Origin of the sequence: Caballeronia sp. ATUFL_F1_KS39 (genome assembly GCF_023630985.1) — a bacterium.
Taxonomy (GTDB): Bacteria; Pseudomonadota; Gammaproteobacteria; order Burkholderiales; family Burkholderiaceae; genus Caballeronia; species Caballeronia zhejiangensis.
The window spans coordinates 93211-110107 of sequence record NZ_JALQDZ010000064.1 but is presented as its reverse complement, the minus strand read 5'-3'; the positions used below and the strand labels follow the sequence as shown (position 1 = coordinate 110107).

The following is a 16897-nucleotide window of genomic DNA, read 5'->3' as shown; positions in this document are numbered from 1 at the left end:
ATCCGTCGAAATCTACGGCCGATGGAAACGAATTACGTTCGCTTCGCATTCTTTGCGAGCGAAAACATATGACGACGTGCCTGCTCGCTTCGCCTCATACATTGCGGCGTCCGCAGCATCCAACAATCCTTCGATCGAACTTGCGGTGTCTGGATAGGTCGCGATCCCGATGCTGACCCCGATTTGAAAACGCTCGCCCAGTTCGCTCGTTCTGACGTCACGTACGCGATCCGCCAACCGCAACGCGAGCTCCCGAAGCTGCGTGTCATCGCCGTAGTCAGCGACTAGCAGGACGAATTCGTCTCCTCCGACTCTTGTGAGCACATCTCGTTGGCGGGTCTCTTCGCGCAGCCCGCGAGCAAGCGCCCGGAGCAAAGCATCGCCTGCGCGATGGCCGAGCGAATCATTCACCGCCTTGAAGCCATCGATGTCGAGATAAAGCAAGCCGACTCGGCGCGGTGCCGCGTCCTCATCCGCCTCCTCTGCGAGGAGTGCGAGAGCATTGAGTAGGTGCCGCCGATTCGGCAAGCCGGTCAGCGCGTCCGTCGATGCGCGGCGGGTGAGGTGTTTCGTATAGGTATGCACGCGGGCAAACGCGCGCCGCTGAATGAACAGCGTATAGATCAAGAGTGCGCAGACGAGCACGGCAAGCACTGAAAGCGTCGCCGCGCCGAGCAGCACGCGCCGGTCGACGTCTCGGACTGCGGTGCGTCGAATCTCGCGCCATTGATCGAGAAGCGCGCCAAGGTCGGCACGCAGCGCGTCCATATAGTGTTTTCCCTCACCGGTCTGCACGAGTGCAAGCGCTTCGTCTCTGTTGCCGATGCGGGCGAGGTCGAGGGTTCGGGATACTTCCCGGACCTTGTCGTTTTTCATGTGCTCGATGCGTCTGACAATCGTCGCGGACGTTTCATCGTCAGCGACAAGTCCATGCAGACGGAGCACTGCGTCGTCCAGATCACGCAGACCACTCCGATAGGGCTGCAGGTAGGCCTCGTCATTGGTCAGGAGATATCCCTGCTGGCCCGTCTCCAAATTTTCAAGATCGTGCAAAACGCGGTTAGCAGTCTCGAGAACGTCCACCGATATTTGGGCGCGCGCTTGGCTCGCCGCAATGACCGTCGCCTCGTAGACGAACGCCGCCGCGCAAGATATAAGCGCCGCAGCGATCATGGCATATAACGCTATGAAATGGTTCCGGTCGCCCGTAGCCAAGCGAAAAAGTTGTCGACGCATATTCGAAGCGGTTGTGCTTCCACCGTCCTGTTTCCACGGCGTTATTTTACTTGGATGCCGATTGACCTGAGCGCCGATTCAAGAATCAGATGGAGCAATAATTGCTGAAAGCGGATGAACCCCTTCGACGTTTTGAGGCCGTTCACATGGATGACCATCAACGCCGCCGGCCTAAGCTACTGTTCTTCACGACAAGGCGTCCCGAGCCGACTCCAGGGCGTTCGGCGGACGACTATCGGATCTATGCGTCGTATCGGCCCGGCGTCAGCGGCGGATTCTTCGGCACGTTGAAAGTCGTTCGTGTGACCGACGGCCGACTGCTCTTTCCATTTGCGGGTGCCGAGGAGTTCGGCCCCTTTGCAACAAAAGACGCTGCGCGAAGTGCCGCTGCACAGCGCGGACTTGAGATCGTTCAAGCGGACCTGGTTTCTCCGGAGCTCTGATAAGCGCACACTGTCTTACTGCGGTGTCGTCAGTACTGCGAGACCCTATTCTTCGCTGACCTACTGCTCAAGGACTACTGTCAAGCCCGTAGTCGAGCAGCCCGCAGCAAAGCCACCGATTGGCCGCTGGAACGGACGATTAGCCGGATTGACGACGCGAACGACTTCGAAACGAATTTCCTCACCTACCATGACGGCGCAGTTCACCGTTTTGGGAATGCGCTGTTCGAGCAGATCGCGGATCTGCAGCACGACTTCGGGCGTCGTGTGATCGGGCAGCTTGACGACGAGCAGATCACCAGGACGCAGACTCGCAATCTGGATAGCGCTGACGGACGGATAGCCGAGCAGCCGATGCAACCACTGACCGATCGCCATGAGAAAAATCCCCCCAAAAAAAATCCGCTGCGTCTCAAAAAGAGAACGCGCGGACCGAGGCAGATCACAAAGCCACAGCGGAAGTCATGGGAATTCCACTATGGCCACAGGGTAGGCTATTTGTCCCGCGACAACAAGGGGCGCAGCAGCTTTCTATCGGAGGGATGCTATCCTTGCGACTTCGCGTGAGGGCCTCGGGAAATGACGACAAAAGGCGACGGCCAGACAAAACAATCAGCAACCGCGAATCAGGCAAACGGGGAATCAGCACATTGTGGAATCGTAATGCCGATCGCGGCGATGGACGGTCTCACTGCTGAGCACTGGTCCGACGTTAAGTCGATCATCGTCGAAGCGGTAAGCACGATCAAATCGCCTAAATTCACCACTGCCCTCGTGAGCGACGCGGACGAAAGCGGCGTTATTCAAAAACGGATCGTTCAGAACGTTTACAACGCAGACATCGTTGTGTGCGACGTCAGTGGTCGTAATCCCAACGTCCTTTTCGAGCTTGGTATGCGGCTGGCTTTTGACAAACCAACGGTAATCATCAAGGACGAAGTCACTCCTTTTATGTTCGATACAGGTGTGATCGAACACGTCTTGTATCCACGCGATCTTCGCTTCCATCGCATCGTCGCATTCAAAGAAAAACTCGCATCGAAGGTCGCAGCAACATACGAGGCCGCCAAAAACGATCCGAGCCATTCGACCTTCCTAAAAAGCTTCGGTACGTTCAAGGTCGCCCATCTGGACCAGAAAGAAGCGACCGCAGAAACGGTCATGCTGGACATGCTTACCGAGTTGCAAAAGGAAGTTCGAACGCTGCGCCAACCAAGGTATGTCAGCGCGGCTCACATCACTGATTCGGATGCCCCTAAAAACTTAGCAGAAGCCCTAGCCAGAGCCGAGACCATTCTTCAAAGCGCAGACGTGACCTCGCTTGCCGAAGTCCATGCGTTGTGCCAAGTGCTTGAGGTAATGAGTACAAGCTCGGGCATTCCCGACGACTGGCGAGCAAAGGCGGGACAGCGCCTCAAATCGCTTCGGGCAGGACTCAGAATAGATAGCCGCGGGAAACAAGATGCATCATAAAGGCAACGCATGCGGTCGTCTAAGGGGCGCTGCATATTGATCCTCTCGCCTACTGATGACCCGAATCGCGTCGTCATAGAGACCTAGCGCATAGACCCTCATCCACGAATGCTCGCTCCAACGTAGCGAGCGCATCTTTTTCGATCGCGTCGAGGTCGTCGTCCAGGCGCTGTGCCTGACGCGCGAGCGAGGACTTGCTCGTATGCGTGCGGCGCGCAATATCCCGAAGCGACAGGCCATCGCCGTAGTGACCAGGCCAGTAGCGACGCCAGAGCAGGTCGTAAAGCGGATCGGCTAGCGGATCGTCATCGAGCGCAGCGCGTAGAGAAGCCGGTCTGGTCGACGACAGATACTTGACCAGACCGGACACGCCCTTTTGCTTCTCGCCGGGAGTTTGAGAAAAACGTGCGACGACGGCGCACGCTTGCGGTTGAGACAGACGATCTAGCACGGCTTTGCGCACGAGCGCGCATTGTGCACGCGTTTCGAGCCGGTCTAGGCCCGAGAAGTCCACGACACGCGAGGGCTGACCTATCAGACGCTTGACCCAATCGGCGTGCATGCGACTGCGCGACGGCGCGAGACAGGCGACGGTGACGAGCGCTCGACGCGTCGCACCGGCATCCACGGCGGGTTGATTCGCCAATCGATAGCTCGTGGTCAGCGCTACGTTCACGTCCCGAAAAACCTCACCGCGCATGATCGTCGTTGCTCCGTTTTCAGGCGGCGTCCTTGCCGTCGCCGTTCTCTTCGCCTTCGCGTTCCTCGCGCTCGCGCTGGTGCTCGTCGCGCTCGCGCTGGTTGTCGTCACGCTGACGCTGATTGTCGTCGCGCTGGCGCTGGTTGTCGTCCTGCTGTTTCTGCGTATCGGGCGGAACGCTGCCGGGTTGCTGCTGTGCCGGCTGCTGGCCGGATTGCTGATTGTCCGAGGTCATGCGGGTTCTCCCTCCGTAGGTTGCGCGGGATTGCGCAATGCTTCGTTTTCGGGTGCAGCCGAAACGAGCGCGACGCGCGCAATTCGCGCGACGTGACACGTCATTTCGTTGTCGGGCTGGCCGGCGCACATTTCGACGATCAGGCGCAGCGCAGCGCGCAGACGATCGTTGTCGTTCGCCAGATGACGGCGAATCGCGTCTTGCCGTATAGCCATCAAAGTTCCTTGTCGGTTCATGATTCAAACGGATCTTCAATCAACGGCTGAACGGGCATCGAGTCGAATAGCGACTGCTGCGGCTTCATATACGGGATACGCTCGATCGTCACTTCGACGCACGCTTCGGGCCTCGGTTCGCCGCGCTCGGCGTGCAGCCTCCAGACGAACGAGTCATCGATAAAGACGCGGCCCTTCATCGAGTCGAGCAGGATTTTCAGGCTGTTGTCCAGGTCGATGCAGCGCACATCGTCTTCCCACTCGTCGCCGTGTTTGCGCATACGCGTGCGAGCGTCGAGCGGCAGCTTCGGATAGAGCTTCACGGTCAGCGCGATCCGGCCATAGATCGGTTCGCGAATTCTGGCGAGCTTCAACAGCCAATGGACCTCGCGCCTGAACGCTTTCGCTTCGGCCGAGACGACGACCTGAACGTGACCGCTGATGACAAACGACTTCCAATATCGATTGCTCGACGGCGGATACGGAAGCGTCAGCGTCAGCGGCTGGTCGAGCGCGATCGACGGCGGCAGATCGGGAGCGCGATGGCCGGCCATAGTTACGCGGTTTCCTTAGGCCGATGGAACACCGGCAACGTCGCGCCGATAACCTTGAAGTGAACAAGGTGCAGCAGGACAACGGGCGTGTCGTCGGGCGTGATGACCAACTCGCAGCGCGTCACGCCTTTGAGTTGTTCGCCGTTGATGAGCACGACAGGAGTCATGCCCGACGACAAATCGAGTGTCAGCATCATGCCGCTTCTCCCTGTCTGCTCTTGCGTTTCTTGAGCGGCGGCAGCGCCGGCGGTTCGACCGACTCGCGCAATCCAGCCGCATACGTCAGCTGCTCCCGCGCATAGCGCTTGATGTGCTGCTGGCCGTAGCGCTTGCCCGTATCCGGCCACTTCGCGATTTCGGCGAGCGCATTGAACAGAGCCTCTTCGAGCGGATTAAGCATGATGGTCTACCTCTCGCATCTTGGCCGCATAAGAACCGATATGCGAGACCTGAACGTCGAGGTCTTCGAGCGCATGAAAGTAGGCGGGCTTGACGTGATAGCGCGGGAACGTCTCGCGCAGATACGTGTACACGCTTTCGCTATTGGCCCGCTGGTCGCGCGCCATTAGCGCGCGGATCGCGGCGAAGATCATGCCGTTGAGGTCACTCGAAAAGTGACGCGGCATCAACCATGCGCAATGGCATATCGCGTGATTCTTGCGCAACAGACACGCGAGCACGCGACGCTCGCCGCGCGACTGAAGATCGGTCTCGTAGGACGGGAAGCCTTCGTCAATCATTCTTTTCTCCGTTGATGATGCGGTAAAGGCGCAGCGGCAGTTCGATGGACAGATCAGCGCCGGCAATAAACTCGCCGCCCATGATCGTCGCCATCTGTTGCAGGCACCCGTGACAGCGCCCAACGTCCGTGCAAAGTCGCGTATTGAAGCCGCTCGTTCTCGGTCAGCGGATACTGCATGTCGCGTAGGCGATTGGCGGCGATGCGGGCGAAGGTGCTCATGACGCTAGCTCCTCGTCATCGCTGCCGGGCTCACGATCGCCATAGATATGCGGACTCGGCACGCGCGGCGGAAGTTCGTCGGGCTGATCGCCGCCGCACTCGACCTGATGATGCGTCATTTCCCAACGTCGAATCGCGTCCTCGGCGAACGCGATCTGGATCGCGCTGATCGCTTGGCCTTGCTTAGCATTCGCGAGTAAGCGCCGCGCCCATGCGATACCATCGGGCCGTGCGTCTTCATACGTCCGCGTCACGATTCGCTTCACGTGGGCAAGCTGCTGGATGCCCTCGGCCGTCATGGTCCACCGTTGCTCGGTCAGACACGGATGCGCGGCCATCGTCGGCGCAACGGGCGTCGGCGGTTCCGCGCACAGCGCGAGAAATTCCGGCAGCGTCGGCGGATGCTTGACGTGAAAGAGCGCCGCGGTGCCGCGCCGCAGATCGGCAGGCTTCAGATCGCCGAGCATTTGGCTCCAAAGCGCCTTGACCGAGGCGATATCGGCGTCCGCCCACATCGCCGAGAATCGCGAGCCGTACATCGCCAGCATGCGATCGAACAGCTTCGCGAGGACCGGTTCAGGCAGGCTTGGCATGGCCGATCTCCTTGGTCTCAGCTTCGATCGTTCGATCGTCGTCACTGACGGTCGTGAGACGGTGCGCAGTGCGAGCGAGGCGATCGCGATAGAACTCGGGCTTGCCATTGACGCGCGGCATCGAGCCGGCATCGACGCTCGGCATCGGTCGAACCTTCGCCGCCGCGGCTTCCGCGAGCACGTCATCGACGATCGGGACGAGATAGCTGCATGGCGCGTGCATCGGGCCGCCGCGATTGGCGAACCGCCGCAATGCTTCGTCCCGTATCGCGTCGGTGAACGCGCTTTCGCTCGCCCATCGCAGAACGGCGGGGTGCGTCGGAGAAGCATCGCTTACGCCTCGATCGCGCAGCAGAGCAGCAAGCGATTCGGCCTCGCGCGTATACGCGCGCGCGCGTTGCTTCCTGCTGCTCTGCTTAGTACCTTTGGTTTTATTCTGGAGTCTGGAGTCTGGAGTCTGGCTAGCATTGCGTCCGCTATGCGTTTCGCTATCCGTTCGCATTGCGTTCGGCATTGCGTCCGCTTTGCGTTTGCTTGCGTTCCAACGTGCTTGTGCTGCCCGCTGAGCCGCGCTACGCTTGGCGTTCGCTGCGTCGAGTTCTTCCTGCACTCGCTTGTTGACATAGCCGCTTTTCGTCTTCACAAAAAATTGGGAAAGGATCACCTGAATTGCATTCCGAGTTTGTAAATTCGTGACTCGGGCGATGCTGTACAGGCGCTTCTGGTCCAGCGGTAAAGGCTCTTCGGACACGTACGCGAAGTCGAGCAGCAGGTCATATACGCCCACTTCGAGCGCGCTCAAATGCGCAGTATGCTTCGCGAAGTCGCCGAGATGACGCTTGTAGAAATTCATTGCGCATCACCTTTGCGCCGGACCGAACCATTTACGCGATCGATCATCAATCCACGTTTCGGCTTCGCGACGATTCGGAAAACGAAGGTCGTCGAGACCTTGTTCCTCGATCAGCACATCGAAAAATCGACGAACGATTCTGTCCCACTGCGGGGACTCAAGTCTGTCTTGTCCGCACGTCGCGCAGACTGCGGCCAGAATTGTGAAAATGTGGCGAGGATCGGCACCATGTTCAAGCATGACGCGCTCAAACAGTTCGACCGTTGATAGCCCTCCGTCTTGATGCAAGCAGTAGTGGCAGCATCCGCAAAGCGTGACAAGCGAACTTTCGTGATACTCCCAAGGCTGTAGACCCTTGACGTATCGTCGATGATGAACGCTGAGGGTTGAGCGGGTCGCGCCGCAGTTCGTGCAGCGCCAGCCGTCGCGCTCCATGATTTCGAGTCGCGCTTTTTGCCAGCGCGGGTCGCGCAGCTTCTCGGAATAGTCCGTCATGATCGCCTCCGTCAGGCGAACGTGAACGGTAATGGCGCGACCTGCTGCGCGCTGTACAGGCGCAGCTCGTCGCTCATGCTGATGTCGGTGTTCGGACCGGCGAGGCGGCCCTTGAAGCGCATATTGATCCACCATTCGAACAGGTCGCCTGTCCTCGACTGAATCTCACGCTCGTGCGCGTCGGTCCACTGCTGTTGGCGTCGCGTTTTCGAAGGCGCAAACGTCTCCCGATTCGAGTTCATGGATTTTCTCCGGTCTCGAAATGCAACCGTCGCGCGACGGGATCACGGGAGAAAATGCTATTCCTTTAATCTGCCCGCGGCAACGGCTTCGCGATAGAAAAACCGGAGCTTAGTAAATACTGCTTCGTGGAAAACGCGCATATATTCGGCGCAAACCCGCGCGCCGCAAGGCGAACGACCGATTACTTACAACACGCTCAAAAACGGTGCAAACGGGTAAATTTCTCAAAAATAGATGGCATGAAAATTGACTTTGTAGCGGCGTACGAAAAGCGTACGGGCATCTCTCCGGCACGGTTTTTGACTATCGTTAAGCGCGATCGCGCCGGCGTCGGCTATAGACCCTATGGGTTTCCTGTCCGGATCATAAGGGTAAGTCAGTAGATTAGCCGAATGTGTGACAACTAAATAAACCAATAAACGAAGTATCTCGTGTAAATCATTATCCCTACCAAATAAAGCTCTGACAATCCGGCGGATAAAACGTTGCGCGGGTTTTCCCGGCGGTAAATACCCTATGTTCCTTTTGTTCAACGCTGAGAATACAACTCAGTCTCAGCGCTGCGACCCAACTACGAAAAAAACCTATCGGCGCGATAGTCGTTAATTACGACACGGAAATCCAATAAGTGTGATTCCGAGGCGAAAGGGCGAATGCCGTCGATTCTCAAAGTTTGAATAGACGGCGGTCATTTTTTCGTTGCCATTTATCTAATCGCACCTTCGCGCGGCGGGATCGGATAACGGCAGCCACACAGGGATGAACAAGGATGGACGACGATGAATCTGAAACGCGGCCGTTTCCGACTCGTGCCGCTCTGAACCTTCCTAGACGAATCTGTAACGCGCTCGACCGAGACGGCTTGCGCACGGTGGACGCGCTGACCAAGGTCGATCGCGCGTATCTGCGTGCGCTGCCCGGACTCGGGCCCGGAGCGATCGTCGATATTGAATTCGCGCTGGCCGATTTCGGGCTGACGCTCAAAGGCGGGAGACTTCCCATCAGCAAGAGGCGTCGCAAATCATGAAGATCGCTCGCAGTGTCAAAGATCGCATCGGCATCTTGGGCGGCAGTGACGCACCGATCATCGCCGGCGTTTCGCCGTTCGCGCTGCGCATGCAACTGTGGATGGAGCAGACCGGCCGCATCGAGCGGCCCAATCTCGATGACGTTGAAGCCGTGCGCTTCGGCACGCTGTTCGAACCGATCCTCATGAACGAGTTCGCCCATCGTACCGGCAAGTCCGTGCGCCGCGAAAACCTGATGACCGTGCATCCTCAATTCGACTTTCTCGGCGGCCATATCGATCGGCGCGTCGTCGGCGAAGCCGCCGCGGTTGAGGGCAAGACGACCAGCGACTGGGCGTTCAAGCAGTACTGGGGCACGCCCGGCACGGACGCAGCGCCGGCGTACGTGCTCGCTCAGGTGCACTTCTATTTCGCGCTCTGGCCGTCCTTCGAAAAGTTCTATGTACCGGTGTTGGTCGGCGGACAGAAGATGGAAATCTATGAGGTCCCGCGCGACGACACGATCAGCACCGAGATCGTCGCCAAGTGCGTCGAGTTCTGGGAGAACTACGTCCTGCCCGACGTGCCGCCGCCGCTCGAGGACGATGATCTCGATCATCCGGGCGCGATCGAACTGTTGAAGAAAGTCTATCCCCACTCCGATGGGTCGGTGCGTCATCTCGATCCGAAGATCCGCCCGTATGTCGAGATGATGATTGCCGAGCAGGAAGTCAGGAAACAGGCTGACGCCGCAATCGAGACCTGCAAGGCGCGCATTCTCAAGGCGATGGAAAACAGCGCCGTGGGCATCGTCGAAGGTTTCGGCGAAGTCCATCGAAAATTCATCCAGCGCCGCGCCTATACGGTCGACGCTTGTCAATACCTCGAACTGCGAATCAAACTCCCCAAGGAGGAAACAGCATGAACGCGATCCCGCAGCCGCAGCAGCAGGGACAGCCGGGGCAGCAGCAGCAACCCTCGATCGAAGCCGAGCGTCGCGCGCTGACGACAATCGATCTATCGCCGCAGGCGATGGTCGATCTTAAGTCGGTAGCCGAGTCGATCGCCCAGGGCGGCATCGTCATCCCTGAGCACTTTCGCAACAAGCCCGGCGCGGTACTCGCGGTCATGATTCAGGCGATGCAGTGGCGCATTAACCCGATTGGCGTACTGCAAAAGACGCATATCACGCAGGGCGGGCTGCTCGGCTACGAGGCGCAGCTAATCAACGCGATCATCATCAAGAACGCACCGATCGTCAGCCGTCCCGAGTATGAATACTTCGGTGACTGGTCGAAGGTCAACGGCAAGTGCGAAGAACGCAAGTCCGATAAGGGCGGCAAGTACTACGTCGCCACCTATACCAAAGACGACGAGAAAGGGCTGGGCGTGATCGTGCGCGCGACGTTCATCGGCGAGGACGAACCGCGCGAGATTGTCGTCACGATGCAGCAAGCCTATCCGCGCTTCTCGACGCAATGGGCCACCGATCCCGCGCAGCAGCTTGGCTATCTGGCCGTGCGCAAGTGGTCACGCCGCTATGCGCCTGATGTGATTCTCGGCGCATACACGCCGGAAGAACTCGCCGCGCAGGAACACGAGCGCGATATGGGTGCGGTGGACGAGGTGCGCGACGACGATGTGCCCAAGACTGGCAACGCCCGATTGAAGCAGCGTATGAACCGCCGCTCTCCGGCTGCGCGCGAGCCCGTCCCGACGCTCGATGAAGTGCTGATCGCAATTCGTGATGCGAAGAACAAGGTCGATATGGCGGCGGCGGCCGCGCTCGCGGAACGGCTGCGCACCGATGAAGAAAAGGCGATCGCGCGCACGGCCTACGATGACCGCCGCGAGGAAGGACGGCGCGCGGCCAAACAGCAGCGCGGCGAGCAGCCCGCCGAGCAGGACGACCAGAAACACGCCCGGGACGCGCCTACGAGCGCCCAGAGCGCTCCGGCCGATAACGGCTTTACGGTAACGTTCGCCGAGGTCGCGAGTTCGCTGGAGGCCGCTGAACGACGCCGCGACACGGACGCGCTCGGGGCCGCGGCGGATCTGATCGCGCAGGTCGACAGCAAGGAGCAGCAGGCGGAACTGCGCACGATGTTCGAGGCGGCGATGAACCGGCTGCAAGGCGGCGACGAGACGGGAGACGTGTCATGATCCTCGGTCCGCGCTTCACCGCGACGGAGTTTCAGCACTTTGCGAAAGCCAACATTCCGCCCGGCGCGAGTCTTGGCCAGCACGCGGATATGCAGCGCGCATTTTTCGGCGGTGTGCTCCTGATGTTCAAGCTCGCCGACATTCTGGTCGAACTCGACGACGCGCAGGCAATCGAGGCGACAGACGAGGTACGCGAGGAAGCGAACGCGTACGCCGTCGCGCAGGTCAACATTGGCACGGTACTCGTTCAGGGAGACGCCCAGTTATGATCGACTTCCAGCAAACGGAACTGCGGATCACGAAAGCCAATCCGCGCGTCGAGATTCATGGCGATGACGAAGTATTGGCAATGGACCTGCGTATCGAGATGAACGTACCGAACACGATCCTCGACAAGCTGAGCGATCAGCTGCGCCCGTCGCTCTATCGCGCCAACGGCGACGGCGATCTGCTCGGCAAGGACGCGCAGCATATGCCGCATCTACGCTTCCCTCAACTTGGTCCCTTGCCGTGGAATCTGTCGCTTTCGCCGGTCGTGCTCACGCTGCATCTCGGCGCGAAAAAGAACGAGGTCATCTTGGCCGATGCGACGTTCAATAAGCTGCGCATCACGCCGTATGCCGGCGGGACGTGTGAACTTATATGGCGCTTGCAGTTCCATCCGAGCGAGGAAGAAGCTGCGCGCGTCATGACCGTGCTCAAGCATACGATCAAGGGCACGCTCGACACGAGCGAAGCGACGATTGACGGAGACGAGGACGATGACTGATCGACGCTACTTTGATCCGCGCTCGCTCGATGCACGGCAACGGCGCGTGCCGGTCGTTGCGCAGATCGTGGGCGGGCTGCTGACGACGCTCGTGATCGTGCTGATCTTGCTCGCGATCACCGCGTCGGCGTGGGGCATACTCTATCTAATCAACACGGCACCGTGAACGGACGGGCATCATGCAGAAGCGTGAACAGGAACGGCTCGACGATGCCGCGCTCGCGCATGCGGTCGTAATCGGCGAAGCGGGCGACGGATTCACGTTCACGACCGAGGACGGGCGGCCGGCGACGCTCGCCGTCATCGATACGGCAAGCGGACAGGTTATCGAAAGCGGTCCCGCGCTCGCTATCGAGGTCTGGGACGTCGCGGTCGAAGCGTATCGTCGTTTGCTGATTGGAAAAAAGGCCCTGCGGGTCACGTCTGGACCGCAGGGCCTGTTCGCCGATAAAGAACCGGACGCGAACTAAGCCGCTTTCGCCGGCGCTGCTCGGCCTCTACGGGTCGAGCGACGATGCGTCAGTTCTTCGACGTATTCCTCGACCGTTTCATCACGAACACGCTCGCCCGTCTTTCGATCGATGTAGAACACGCGTATCACGTCGCGACGTGATCTGAGCACGATCATCAGAACATCAGCATTGGTCTTGGTCCGTTTGATTCGGATTTCCGCGAACGTATCGAAGACCAGCTGCCGCGCCTTGGTGCGCGCCTGATTATCGAGCCGCTCGACACCTTCGCGCAGATCACGCCAGACCTCGGCCATCTTCGGATGCGCCGCCCGATCGACCGACTCGATGCGATATTTCAGATCGAGAACGTGCTGCTCCTGTTGCTTCTGCTCCGCTTTGCGTTGCTTGACGCGTTCACGATAGACGTCCGTATCGTTGTCGTCCGACTGTTCGACCAGGTCCAGCAGCTTCTGGATCATCGCTTTCGTCTTGGCGACTTGCGCGAGCGCCAATGCGAGTTCTCCGTTCAAGCTCTTACGCTGCGCGTTCTGCTCGACGAACAGCGCGCTCAGGTTCATCTGGTCGCTGCAGTAGTTCATGATGGCGCGCTCGATCGGTACGATGGAAAACGATCCCGCCGGACAAGGAACATCGGTTTTCTTGATGCCCGTGCAGGCGAGTCGCCGATGACCGTCCTGCGGCAGACCGTCGGCGCGCCGGTTACGCGACAGCGCGTTCTGCGCTCCCATCGCCATGCCGCAGACCATGCACTTCGTTATGTTGATACCGTTGATGACGCCGACGATACGGCTGCTGCTCCTGACCGTTCGCCCTTTTACCGTGCGAAGCTGCTGCAACTCCTCGAACTCGGCTTCAGTCATAAGAGGCGGATAGTAGTTCTTGATCGTCAGCGATTCACCGTCCGGGTTCTCTTCCGACCGCCCGAGAACAATAATTTTTTCGCCAATCAGCGCGCGATTGCTCAGCATCTCGACAAGCCGCGAGGTGTTCGCAAGTCCGTGCTCAACCTTCCCATGCCTGCTTTTCGATACCCGACCTTTGCTCGTGACCCGTGGCGGCGGCAGCGGAATGCCGTCCTCGCGCAGCATCTTGAAGCAGGACCGCATAGACGCGCCGCCGCGAAAGTAGCGAATCAATGCCATCAGCGGCGTGACGAACTCGGGGACGAGTTCGTATTCGTTCGTTTCCTCTTTGTATCTGACCCAGCCCGGGTCCTTGCCCACGGCCACGCGCTTGCGTTCTCGCTCAAACGTCGTGGCGCGGATGCGCGCCGCATCGCGAATACGTGTTGCGCGGCTCTGGATTTCTTCGCGTGCTTTCGCCATCAGCATGATCGAGAACATCAGATCCATCGGGTTCTTCTCGATGCCGGGTCCGCTGTACTCGCGGTTGTCTGCCAGCGTCACGACCGCAATGTTGCGTGCGATGATCGCGAGCAGCTGCGTCAACGCTTTGGGTACGGTCTCGCGCGACAGTCGATCAAGCGCCTCGACGATCAGAATGGAACCGGGCGGGATTGTTCCGTTTTCGATCTCTTCCAAAAACCTGCCGAGCGCACCGCGCTTGATATGCTCGCCGTGATAGGCCGATCGGCCTTCATCACGCATCACGAGATTCGTGTCGAGTTCGAGTCCGCGTTCCGTCGCCCACTTGGTCGCATACTCAAGCTGCCGCTCCATACTCGTTCCCGCTTTCTGTCGCATGTTACTGAACCGCAGATAGCTATACACGCGCGGTTTTGCGCTGTTCGCCGCTACCGTCGCTTTTTTTGCCCTTGTCATAACGCGTCCTCAAATTGTTGTGGTCGCGTTCTAAAGTCTAGTATACGAATGGCTCGATAGCGCACTTCCAGCAGGATATAGCCGATGAAGAACAGACTCACGCCGAGACCGTAAGCGGCGTCGGACAGACCGAGATCCTGCTTCAGATGCAGTTGCGCGAAGCTGACGTTCACGCGATCCAGATAATTGAGCACCCAGCAGACGAAGATGAACGACATCAGCCGCCAGGTGACCTTGTGATATGTGGCCTCTACACGCGCTGCCGCCGCGTCCGATTCCGATATGAATTGCGTGACTGTGGATTTGGCCACAAAGCGTCTCCGATTCCCATGCTCATGAGGACGATGCCCTGGCGCAGAAAGATGCCTCCCGCGACCCGGACATACCTTATTTTTATTCGATATCTAATCATTATGGTAAGGAGACAGGCGCGCGCGGACAAGTTCGGGTTTGCACGGAGTTCTGCGCGCTTTGCAACGGATGCGGTCGCGACGGCTGCGCGGCTATGATGTCGGGAAGACCAACTGCATTCGGGAACGAACCGCCATGACACGAAAGAAGGCTGTGGAGGGCGCGCCCCGCGAGACCGCGGAGATGCTGCGCCATTGGCACGAATCGGTGCCCAACGATCGCCTCGCGCACCTTGTAAAGGACGCCACGCGCTCGATGGTGCGCGCACTGCAGATGCGGCTCGCCGAGCACTCGGTGTCGTTCGGGCACTGGACTTTCCTGCGCATTCTGTGGGAGAAAGACGGCCTGACGCAGCGCGAATTGAGCGAACAGGCCGGCGTGATGGCGCCGACGACCTTCGCCGCCGTCACTGCGATGGAGAAGCTGGGCCTCGTCGAGCGTCAGCAGCGGCCGGACAACAAGAAGAACACGCATGTGTTCCTCACCGCCGAAGGGCGCGCATTGAAAGACCAACTGGTTCCGCTTGCCGAGGAAGTTAACGAGATCAGCGTGACGGGTTTGACTGACCGCGAAATCAAGACAGCGCGCAAGGTGCTGCTCACGATCATCGAGAATCTCGCGGATGATGAGTCGGGCTCGACCAATCCCATGCGACGCGTCTTATCGACGCGCGAACTGGGCAAGCTGATCGCCGAGCGCGGCGAGAGTTTTGAAGACGCGTGATGCGCCGTAGCGCCTCCGCGCCGATCGCGTCATGCGACCTCGAACGGATCGATTGGGCGGTCATCCATCACGATTTCCGCATCGAGTTTTTGGGTGCTGATCGAGAAGCGCGCCTGGTGCGGGAATGACGTGCAAAGGGCGTTTTGGACGCTTGCTAATGGCCGGTCCCTTGCCGGTCACGATGGATTCGGCGGCGTCCGAGTGTTGCCGTCATCAGCCTCCGTCAAAGGCAAATCCTGTTTCGGTTCAGCGCGCTTCGTGTCGGGTTGCTTCGCCTTGTCGGTATCGACAACGTCAGTGCCGGGTTCGTTCTGCGGAATGGTCATGATCGGCTCCAATCGGTACGTGAATGTGAGCGCCTCGAGGCGCCCAACATCGACTGCAGCACGAAGAATGCCCAAACGGCCGGAACACCCTTTGCTGTTCTTGAGAATCAAGACAACGATGGAGCCGATCATGTGCGCCGCACGAACGGAAAACAGCAAGCCGCCTCAGAATCCGATCGATTTCGACGGGCTCACCGATCTCGGTCCGGCACAGCCCAAGAACCCGCCCCACCGCGCTAACGAAGACGCTGAATTACGCGATCCTCCAAGTCCGGCCGGCGTGCCGTCCACTGGCGCGAATGAAGGACAACGTTGACGGCCGGCTCACGGAGGCTGGTCATGGTCCATCGTCGAATGCAAACGGCGGGCGCACCTGCTCGGGTGGGCGCACGCGATGCAGGTTCAGCGCGACATCCGCGGCATCGGCACGGCCCTCACGCGCGCACCGAGGCGGATGGTGAGTCCCAGCGACGGCCAGCCAGACGCATCGCGTAGTCGATTAAACGCGAGTCAGCATCCGGCCACCGGTCGCGCTCCATGCTCAGCGCCCTGCCGTCTACGCCGCCGGTTATGTAGAAACTACGCTCGAGCGCTTCTCGCAGACGCCGAAAAAATCCTCTTGTGTCGCTTGCGAGCGACCAAGCAGAGCGCTCGCGCCATCATAGGGTTCTCTCGAAGATCGCGCCGAATCCCGATGTGTCCTTACCTGTCGGCGCGGCGCTGGCTAAAGGCGGCGCAATTTGAGCCAGCTTGTCTGCGAGCGCGGCTTCTGAAAACGGCTTCACGATATAGCCGCTCGCACCGGCGTTGATCGCGGCGAGCACGTTCTCGCGCCGCTTTTCGGCGGTCACCATCAATACCGGCAGTTCGGCCAGATCGGACTTGCGGATCTCCTGCAGGAGAGTCAGCCCGTCCATATTGGGCATGTTCCAATCAGTTATGACGAGATCGAACTGTTGCGTGCGCAACTTTTCGAGCGCTGACACTCCGTCCTCTGCTTCGTCGATGGTCGTATAACCGATCGCTCTCAGCATTTTCCGGATCAGATTGCGCATGGTGGCCATGTCATCGACCACCAACAAACGCGTGTGAGCATTTACCACCCTTTCCTTCTCCTTCATTCAAAGAAGCGCTCGCAAGTATTGGCTATCGCCCCTGCAAGATGCTTCGCACTATTGATTCACTACAACGGCCGCCTTTCGAGACGACGGTGTTGAGCGAGCCCAAGGACGTCCGATCGAGA

At 59.3% G+C, this 16897-nt stretch carries 27 protein-coding genes and 1 pseudogene; 10 read left to right on the top strand and 18 right to left on the bottom strand.

The genetic code is table 11. The features are described from left to right. Positions 1-12 precede the first annotated feature (12 nt). Positions 13-1215, bottom strand: coding sequence for a diguanylate cyclase (locus NCR93_RS30995; protein WP_250532415.1), 1203 nt, complete (start codon positions 1213-1215; stop codon positions 13-15). A gap of 167 nt (positions 1216-1382) precedes the next feature. Between NCR93_RS30995 and NCR93_RS30990 the strand changes: the two genes are divergently transcribed. After that, entirely contained in the window at positions 1383-1679 is a 297-nt protein-coding gene (locus NCR93_RS30990) for a DUF6723 family protein (protein WP_239295243.1), read from the top strand. A gap of 60 nt (positions 1680-1739) precedes the next feature. Here NCR93_RS30990 and NCR93_RS30985 read toward each other — a convergent pair whose 3' ends face one another. After that, complete coding sequence (locus NCR93_RS30985; RefSeq protein ID WP_250532414.1) at positions 1740-2057, bottom strand: hypothetical protein; 318 nt, start codon at positions 2055-2057, stop codon at positions 1740-1742. A 201-nt stretch (positions 2058-2258) separates the two neighbouring features. Here NCR93_RS30985 and NCR93_RS30980 point away from each other — a divergent pair, with 201 nt between their 5' ends. Then, positions 2259-3152, top strand: a complete 894-nt coding sequence (locus NCR93_RS30980) for a hypothetical protein (RefSeq protein WP_250532413.1) — start codon at positions 2259-2261, stop codon at positions 3150-3152. A gap of 73 nt (positions 3153-3225) precedes the next feature. Here NCR93_RS30980 and NCR93_RS30975 read toward each other — a convergent pair whose 3' ends face one another. The 12 genes from NCR93_RS30975 to NCR93_RS30920 all read right to left on the bottom strand — a co-directional run bounded on the left by NCR93_RS30975 (position 3226) and on the right by NCR93_RS30920 (position 8000). Next, the gene (locus tag NCR93_RS30975) at positions 3226-3798 is read right to left on the bottom strand and encodes a hypothetical protein (protein WP_250532412.1); all 573 of its coding nucleotides are present in this window, start codon (positions 3796-3798) and stop codon (positions 3226-3228) included. A gap of 73 nt (positions 3799-3871) precedes the next feature. Next, positions 3872-4087: a hypothetical protein gene (locus NCR93_RS30970; protein ID WP_250532411.1), complete on the bottom strand. Its 216-nt coding sequence runs from the start codon at positions 4085-4087 to the stop codon at positions 3872-3874. Further along, complete coding sequence (locus tag NCR93_RS30965) at positions 4084-4302, bottom strand: hypothetical protein (RefSeq protein ID WP_250532410.1); 219 nt, start codon at positions 4300-4302, stop codon at positions 4084-4086. The genes NCR93_RS30970 and NCR93_RS30965 overlap by 4 nt, the downstream gene beginning before the upstream one ends. A gap of 17 nt (positions 4303-4319) precedes the next feature. Then, a complete protein-coding gene (locus NCR93_RS30960) occupies positions 4320-4856 on the bottom strand; it encodes a RusA family crossover junction endodeoxyribonuclease (protein ID WP_250532409.1) in 537 nt (178 codons plus the stop codon). A 2-nt stretch (positions 4857-4858) separates the two neighbouring features. Further along, positions 4859-5053 carry a hypothetical protein gene (locus tag NCR93_RS30955; RefSeq protein ID WP_250532408.1) on the bottom strand — a complete coding sequence of 65 codons (195 nt, stop codon included), beginning with the start codon at positions 5051-5053 and terminating at the stop codon, positions 4859-4861. Then, positions 5050-5256, bottom strand: a complete 207-nt coding sequence (locus tag NCR93_RS30950) for a hypothetical protein (protein ID WP_250532407.1) — start codon at positions 5254-5256, stop codon at positions 5050-5052. The genes NCR93_RS30955 and NCR93_RS30950 overlap by 4 nt, the downstream gene beginning before the upstream one ends. Then, the gene (locus NCR93_RS30945) at positions 5249-5596 is read right to left on the bottom strand and encodes a DnaB-like helicase N-terminal domain-containing protein (RefSeq protein ID WP_250532406.1); all 348 of its coding nucleotides are present in this window, start codon (positions 5594-5596) and stop codon (positions 5249-5251) included. Before NCR93_RS30945 ends, NCR93_RS30950 begins: the two co-directional genes overlap by 8 nt. Positions 5597-5649: 53 nt before the next feature. Beyond that, positions 5650-5817 (bottom strand): hypothetical protein, encoded by a 168-nt coding sequence (locus NCR93_RS30940; protein ID WP_250532405.1) that lies wholly within the window; start codon positions 5815-5817, stop codon positions 5650-5652. Continuing rightward, positions 5814-6410 carry a hypothetical protein gene (locus NCR93_RS30935; RefSeq protein WP_250532404.1) on the bottom strand — a complete coding sequence of 199 codons (597 nt, stop codon included), beginning with the start codon at positions 6408-6410 and terminating at the stop codon, positions 5814-5816. The genes NCR93_RS30940 and NCR93_RS30935 overlap by 4 nt, the downstream gene beginning before the upstream one ends. Further along, positions 6394-7263: a YdaU family protein gene (locus NCR93_RS30930; RefSeq protein ID WP_250532403.1), complete on the bottom strand. Its 870-nt coding sequence runs from the start codon at positions 7261-7263 to the stop codon at positions 6394-6396. Before NCR93_RS30930 ends, NCR93_RS30935 begins: the two co-directional genes overlap by 17 nt. Positions 7264-7269: 6 nt before the next feature. Continuing rightward, positions 7270-7758, bottom strand: coding sequence for an HNH endonuclease (locus NCR93_RS30925; protein WP_250532402.1), 489 nt, complete (start codon positions 7756-7758; stop codon positions 7270-7272). An 11-nt stretch (positions 7759-7769) separates the two neighbouring features. Then, a complete protein-coding gene (locus NCR93_RS30920) occupies positions 7770-8000 on the bottom strand; it encodes a hypothetical protein (protein WP_250532401.1) in 231 nt (76 codons plus the stop codon). A gap of 770 nt (positions 8001-8770) precedes the next feature. Here NCR93_RS30920 and NCR93_RS30915 point away from each other — a divergent pair. The 7 genes from NCR93_RS30915 to NCR93_RS30885 are packed head-to-tail and all read left to right on the top strand — an operon-like array spanning position 8771 to position 12410. Further along, on the top strand, positions 8771-9028 hold the full coding sequence (locus NCR93_RS30915) for a helix-hairpin-helix domain-containing protein (protein ID WP_250532400.1): 258 nt from the start codon (positions 8771-8773) through the stop codon (positions 9026-9028). Continuing rightward, complete coding sequence (locus tag NCR93_RS30910; protein ID WP_250532399.1) at positions 9025-9933, top strand: YqaJ viral recombinase family nuclease; 909 nt, start codon at positions 9025-9027, stop codon at positions 9931-9933. The genes NCR93_RS30915 and NCR93_RS30910 overlap by 4 nt, the downstream gene beginning before the upstream one ends. Next, positions 9930-11171: a RecT family recombinase gene (locus NCR93_RS30905; RefSeq protein ID WP_250532398.1), complete on the top strand. Its 1242-nt coding sequence runs from the start codon at positions 9930-9932 to the stop codon at positions 11169-11171. The genes NCR93_RS30910 and NCR93_RS30905 overlap by 4 nt, the downstream gene beginning before the upstream one ends. Continuing rightward, positions 11168-11440, top strand: coding sequence for a hypothetical protein (locus NCR93_RS30900; protein ID WP_250532397.1), 273 nt, complete (start codon positions 11168-11170; stop codon positions 11438-11440). The genes NCR93_RS30905 and NCR93_RS30900 overlap by 4 nt, the downstream gene beginning before the upstream one ends. After that, positions 11437-11940 (top strand): hypothetical protein, encoded by a 504-nt coding sequence (locus tag NCR93_RS30895; protein WP_250532396.1) that lies wholly within the window; start codon positions 11437-11439, stop codon positions 11938-11940. Before NCR93_RS30900 ends, NCR93_RS30895 begins: the two co-directional genes overlap by 4 nt. Then, the gene (locus NCR93_RS30890) at positions 11933-12106 is read left to right on the top strand and encodes a hypothetical protein (protein ID WP_250532395.1); all 174 of its coding nucleotides are present in this window, start codon (positions 11933-11935) and stop codon (positions 12104-12106) included. The genes NCR93_RS30895 and NCR93_RS30890 overlap by 8 nt, the downstream gene beginning before the upstream one ends. Positions 12107-12119: 13 nt before the next feature. Beyond that, complete coding sequence (locus tag NCR93_RS30885) at positions 12120-12410, top strand: hypothetical protein (protein WP_250532394.1); 291 nt, start codon at positions 12120-12122, stop codon at positions 12408-12410. Here the strand turns inward: NCR93_RS30885 and NCR93_RS30880 are convergent. Then, positions 12407-14194 (bottom strand): recombinase family protein, encoded by a 1788-nt coding sequence (locus tag NCR93_RS30880; RefSeq protein ID WP_250532393.1) that lies wholly within the window; start codon positions 14192-14194, stop codon positions 12407-12409. The genes NCR93_RS30885 and NCR93_RS30880 overlap by 4 nt on opposite strands. A 62-nt stretch (positions 14195-14256) precedes the next feature. After that, positions 14257-14505: pseudogene (locus tag NCR93_RS30875) on the bottom strand (MFS transporter); the annotation flags it as partial. A gap of 235 nt (positions 14506-14740) precedes the next feature. Between NCR93_RS30875 and NCR93_RS30870 the strand changes: the two are divergent. Further along, positions 14741-15328, top strand: coding sequence for a MarR family winged helix-turn-helix transcriptional regulator (locus tag NCR93_RS30870; protein ID WP_033535651.1), 588 nt, complete (start codon positions 14741-14743; stop codon positions 15326-15328). 176 nt (positions 15329-15504) lie between these two features. On the opposite strand, the gene NCR93_RS30865 is transcribed toward NCR93_RS30870, so the two are convergent. After that, positions 15505-15786: a hypothetical protein gene (locus NCR93_RS30865; protein WP_175982129.1), complete on the bottom strand. Its 282-nt coding sequence runs from the start codon at positions 15784-15786 to the stop codon at positions 15505-15507. 527 nt (positions 15787-16313) lie between these two features. Next, a complete protein-coding gene (locus NCR93_RS30860; RefSeq protein WP_144403563.1) occupies positions 16314-16757 on the bottom strand; it encodes a response regulator in 444 nt (147 codons plus the stop codon). Positions 16758-16897: the final 140 nt, after the last annotated feature.

Bases quoted from the DNA above. Each gene is read 5' to 3' on its own strand.
- NCR93_RS30990 (WP_239295243.1), top strand. From the start codon at position 1,383: ATGGATGACCATCAACGCCGCCGGCCTAAGCTACTGTTCTTCACGACA.
- NCR93_RS30985 (WP_250532414.1), bottom strand. From the start codon at position 2,057: ATGGCGATCGGTCAGTGGTTGCATCGGCTGCTCGGCTATCCGTCCGTC.
- NCR93_RS30980 (WP_250532413.1), top strand. From the start codon at position 2,259: ATGACGACAAAAGGCGACGGCCAGACAAAACAATCAGCAACCGCGAAT.
- NCR93_RS30970 (WP_250532411.1), bottom strand. From the start codon at position 4,087: ATGACCTCGGACAATCAGCAATCCGGCCAGCAGCCGGCACAGCAGCAA.
- NCR93_RS30965 (WP_250532410.1), bottom strand. From the start codon at position 4,302: ATGGCTATACGGCAAGACGCGATTCGCCGTCATCTGGCGAACGACAAC.
- NCR93_RS30960 (WP_250532409.1), bottom strand. From the start codon at position 4,856: ATGGCCGGCCATCGCGCTCCCGATCTGCCGCCGTCGATCGCGCTCGAC.
- NCR93_RS30955 (WP_250532408.1), bottom strand. From the start codon at position 5,053: ATGATGCTGACACTCGATTTGTCGTCGGGCATGACTCCTGTCGTGCTC.
- NCR93_RS30950 (WP_250532407.1), bottom strand. From the start codon at position 5,256: ATGCTTAATCCGCTCGAAGAGGCTCTGTTCAATGCGCTCGCCGAAATC.
- NCR93_RS30945 (WP_250532406.1), bottom strand. From the start codon at position 5,596: ATGATTGACGAAGGCTTCCCGTCCTACGAGACCGATCTTCAGTCGCGC.
- NCR93_RS30940 (WP_250532405.1), bottom strand. From the start codon at position 5,817: ATGAGCACCTTCGCCCGCATCGCCGCCAATCGCCTACGCGACATGCAG.
- NCR93_RS30935 (WP_250532404.1), bottom strand. From the start codon at position 6,410: ATGCCAAGCCTGCCTGAACCGGTCCTCGCGAAGCTGTTCGATCGCATG.
- NCR93_RS30930 (WP_250532403.1), bottom strand. From the start codon at position 7,263: ATGAATTTCTACAAGCGTCATCTCGGCGACTTCGCGAAGCATACTGCG.
- NCR93_RS30925 (WP_250532402.1), bottom strand. From the start codon at position 7,758: ATGACGGACTATTCCGAGAAGCTGCGCGACCCGCGCTGGCAAAAAGCG.
- NCR93_RS30920 (WP_250532401.1), bottom strand. From the start codon at position 8,000: ATGAACTCGAATCGGGAGACGTTTGCGCCTTCGAAAACGCGACGCCAA.
- NCR93_RS30915 (WP_250532400.1), top strand. From the start codon at position 8,771: ATGGACGACGATGAATCTGAAACGCGGCCGTTTCCGACTCGTGCCGCT.
- NCR93_RS30910 (WP_250532399.1), top strand. From the start codon at position 9,025: ATGAAGATCGCTCGCAGTGTCAAAGATCGCATCGGCATCTTGGGCGGC.
- NCR93_RS30905 (WP_250532398.1), top strand. From the start codon at position 9,930: ATGAACGCGATCCCGCAGCCGCAGCAGCAGGGACAGCCGGGGCAGCAG.
- NCR93_RS30900 (WP_250532397.1), top strand. From the start codon at position 11,168: ATGATCCTCGGTCCGCGCTTCACCGCGACGGAGTTTCAGCACTTTGCG.
- NCR93_RS30895 (WP_250532396.1), top strand. From the start codon at position 11,437: ATGATCGACTTCCAGCAAACGGAACTGCGGATCACGAAAGCCAATCCG.
- NCR93_RS30890 (WP_250532395.1), top strand. From the start codon at position 11,933: ATGACTGATCGACGCTACTTTGATCCGCGCTCGCTCGATGCACGGCAA.
- NCR93_RS30885 (WP_250532394.1), top strand. From the start codon at position 12,120: ATGCAGAAGCGTGAACAGGAACGGCTCGACGATGCCGCGCTCGCGCAT.
- NCR93_RS30880 (WP_250532393.1), bottom strand. From the start codon at position 14,194: ATGACAAGGGCAAAAAAAGCGACGGTAGCGGCGAACAGCGCAAAACCG.
- NCR93_RS30870 (WP_033535651.1), top strand. From the start codon at position 14,741: ATGACACGAAAGAAGGCTGTGGAGGGCGCGCCCCGCGAGACCGCGGAG.
- NCR93_RS30865 (WP_175982129.1), bottom strand. From the start codon at position 15,786: ATGATCGGCTCCATCGTTGTCTTGATTCTCAAGAACAGCAAAGGGTGT.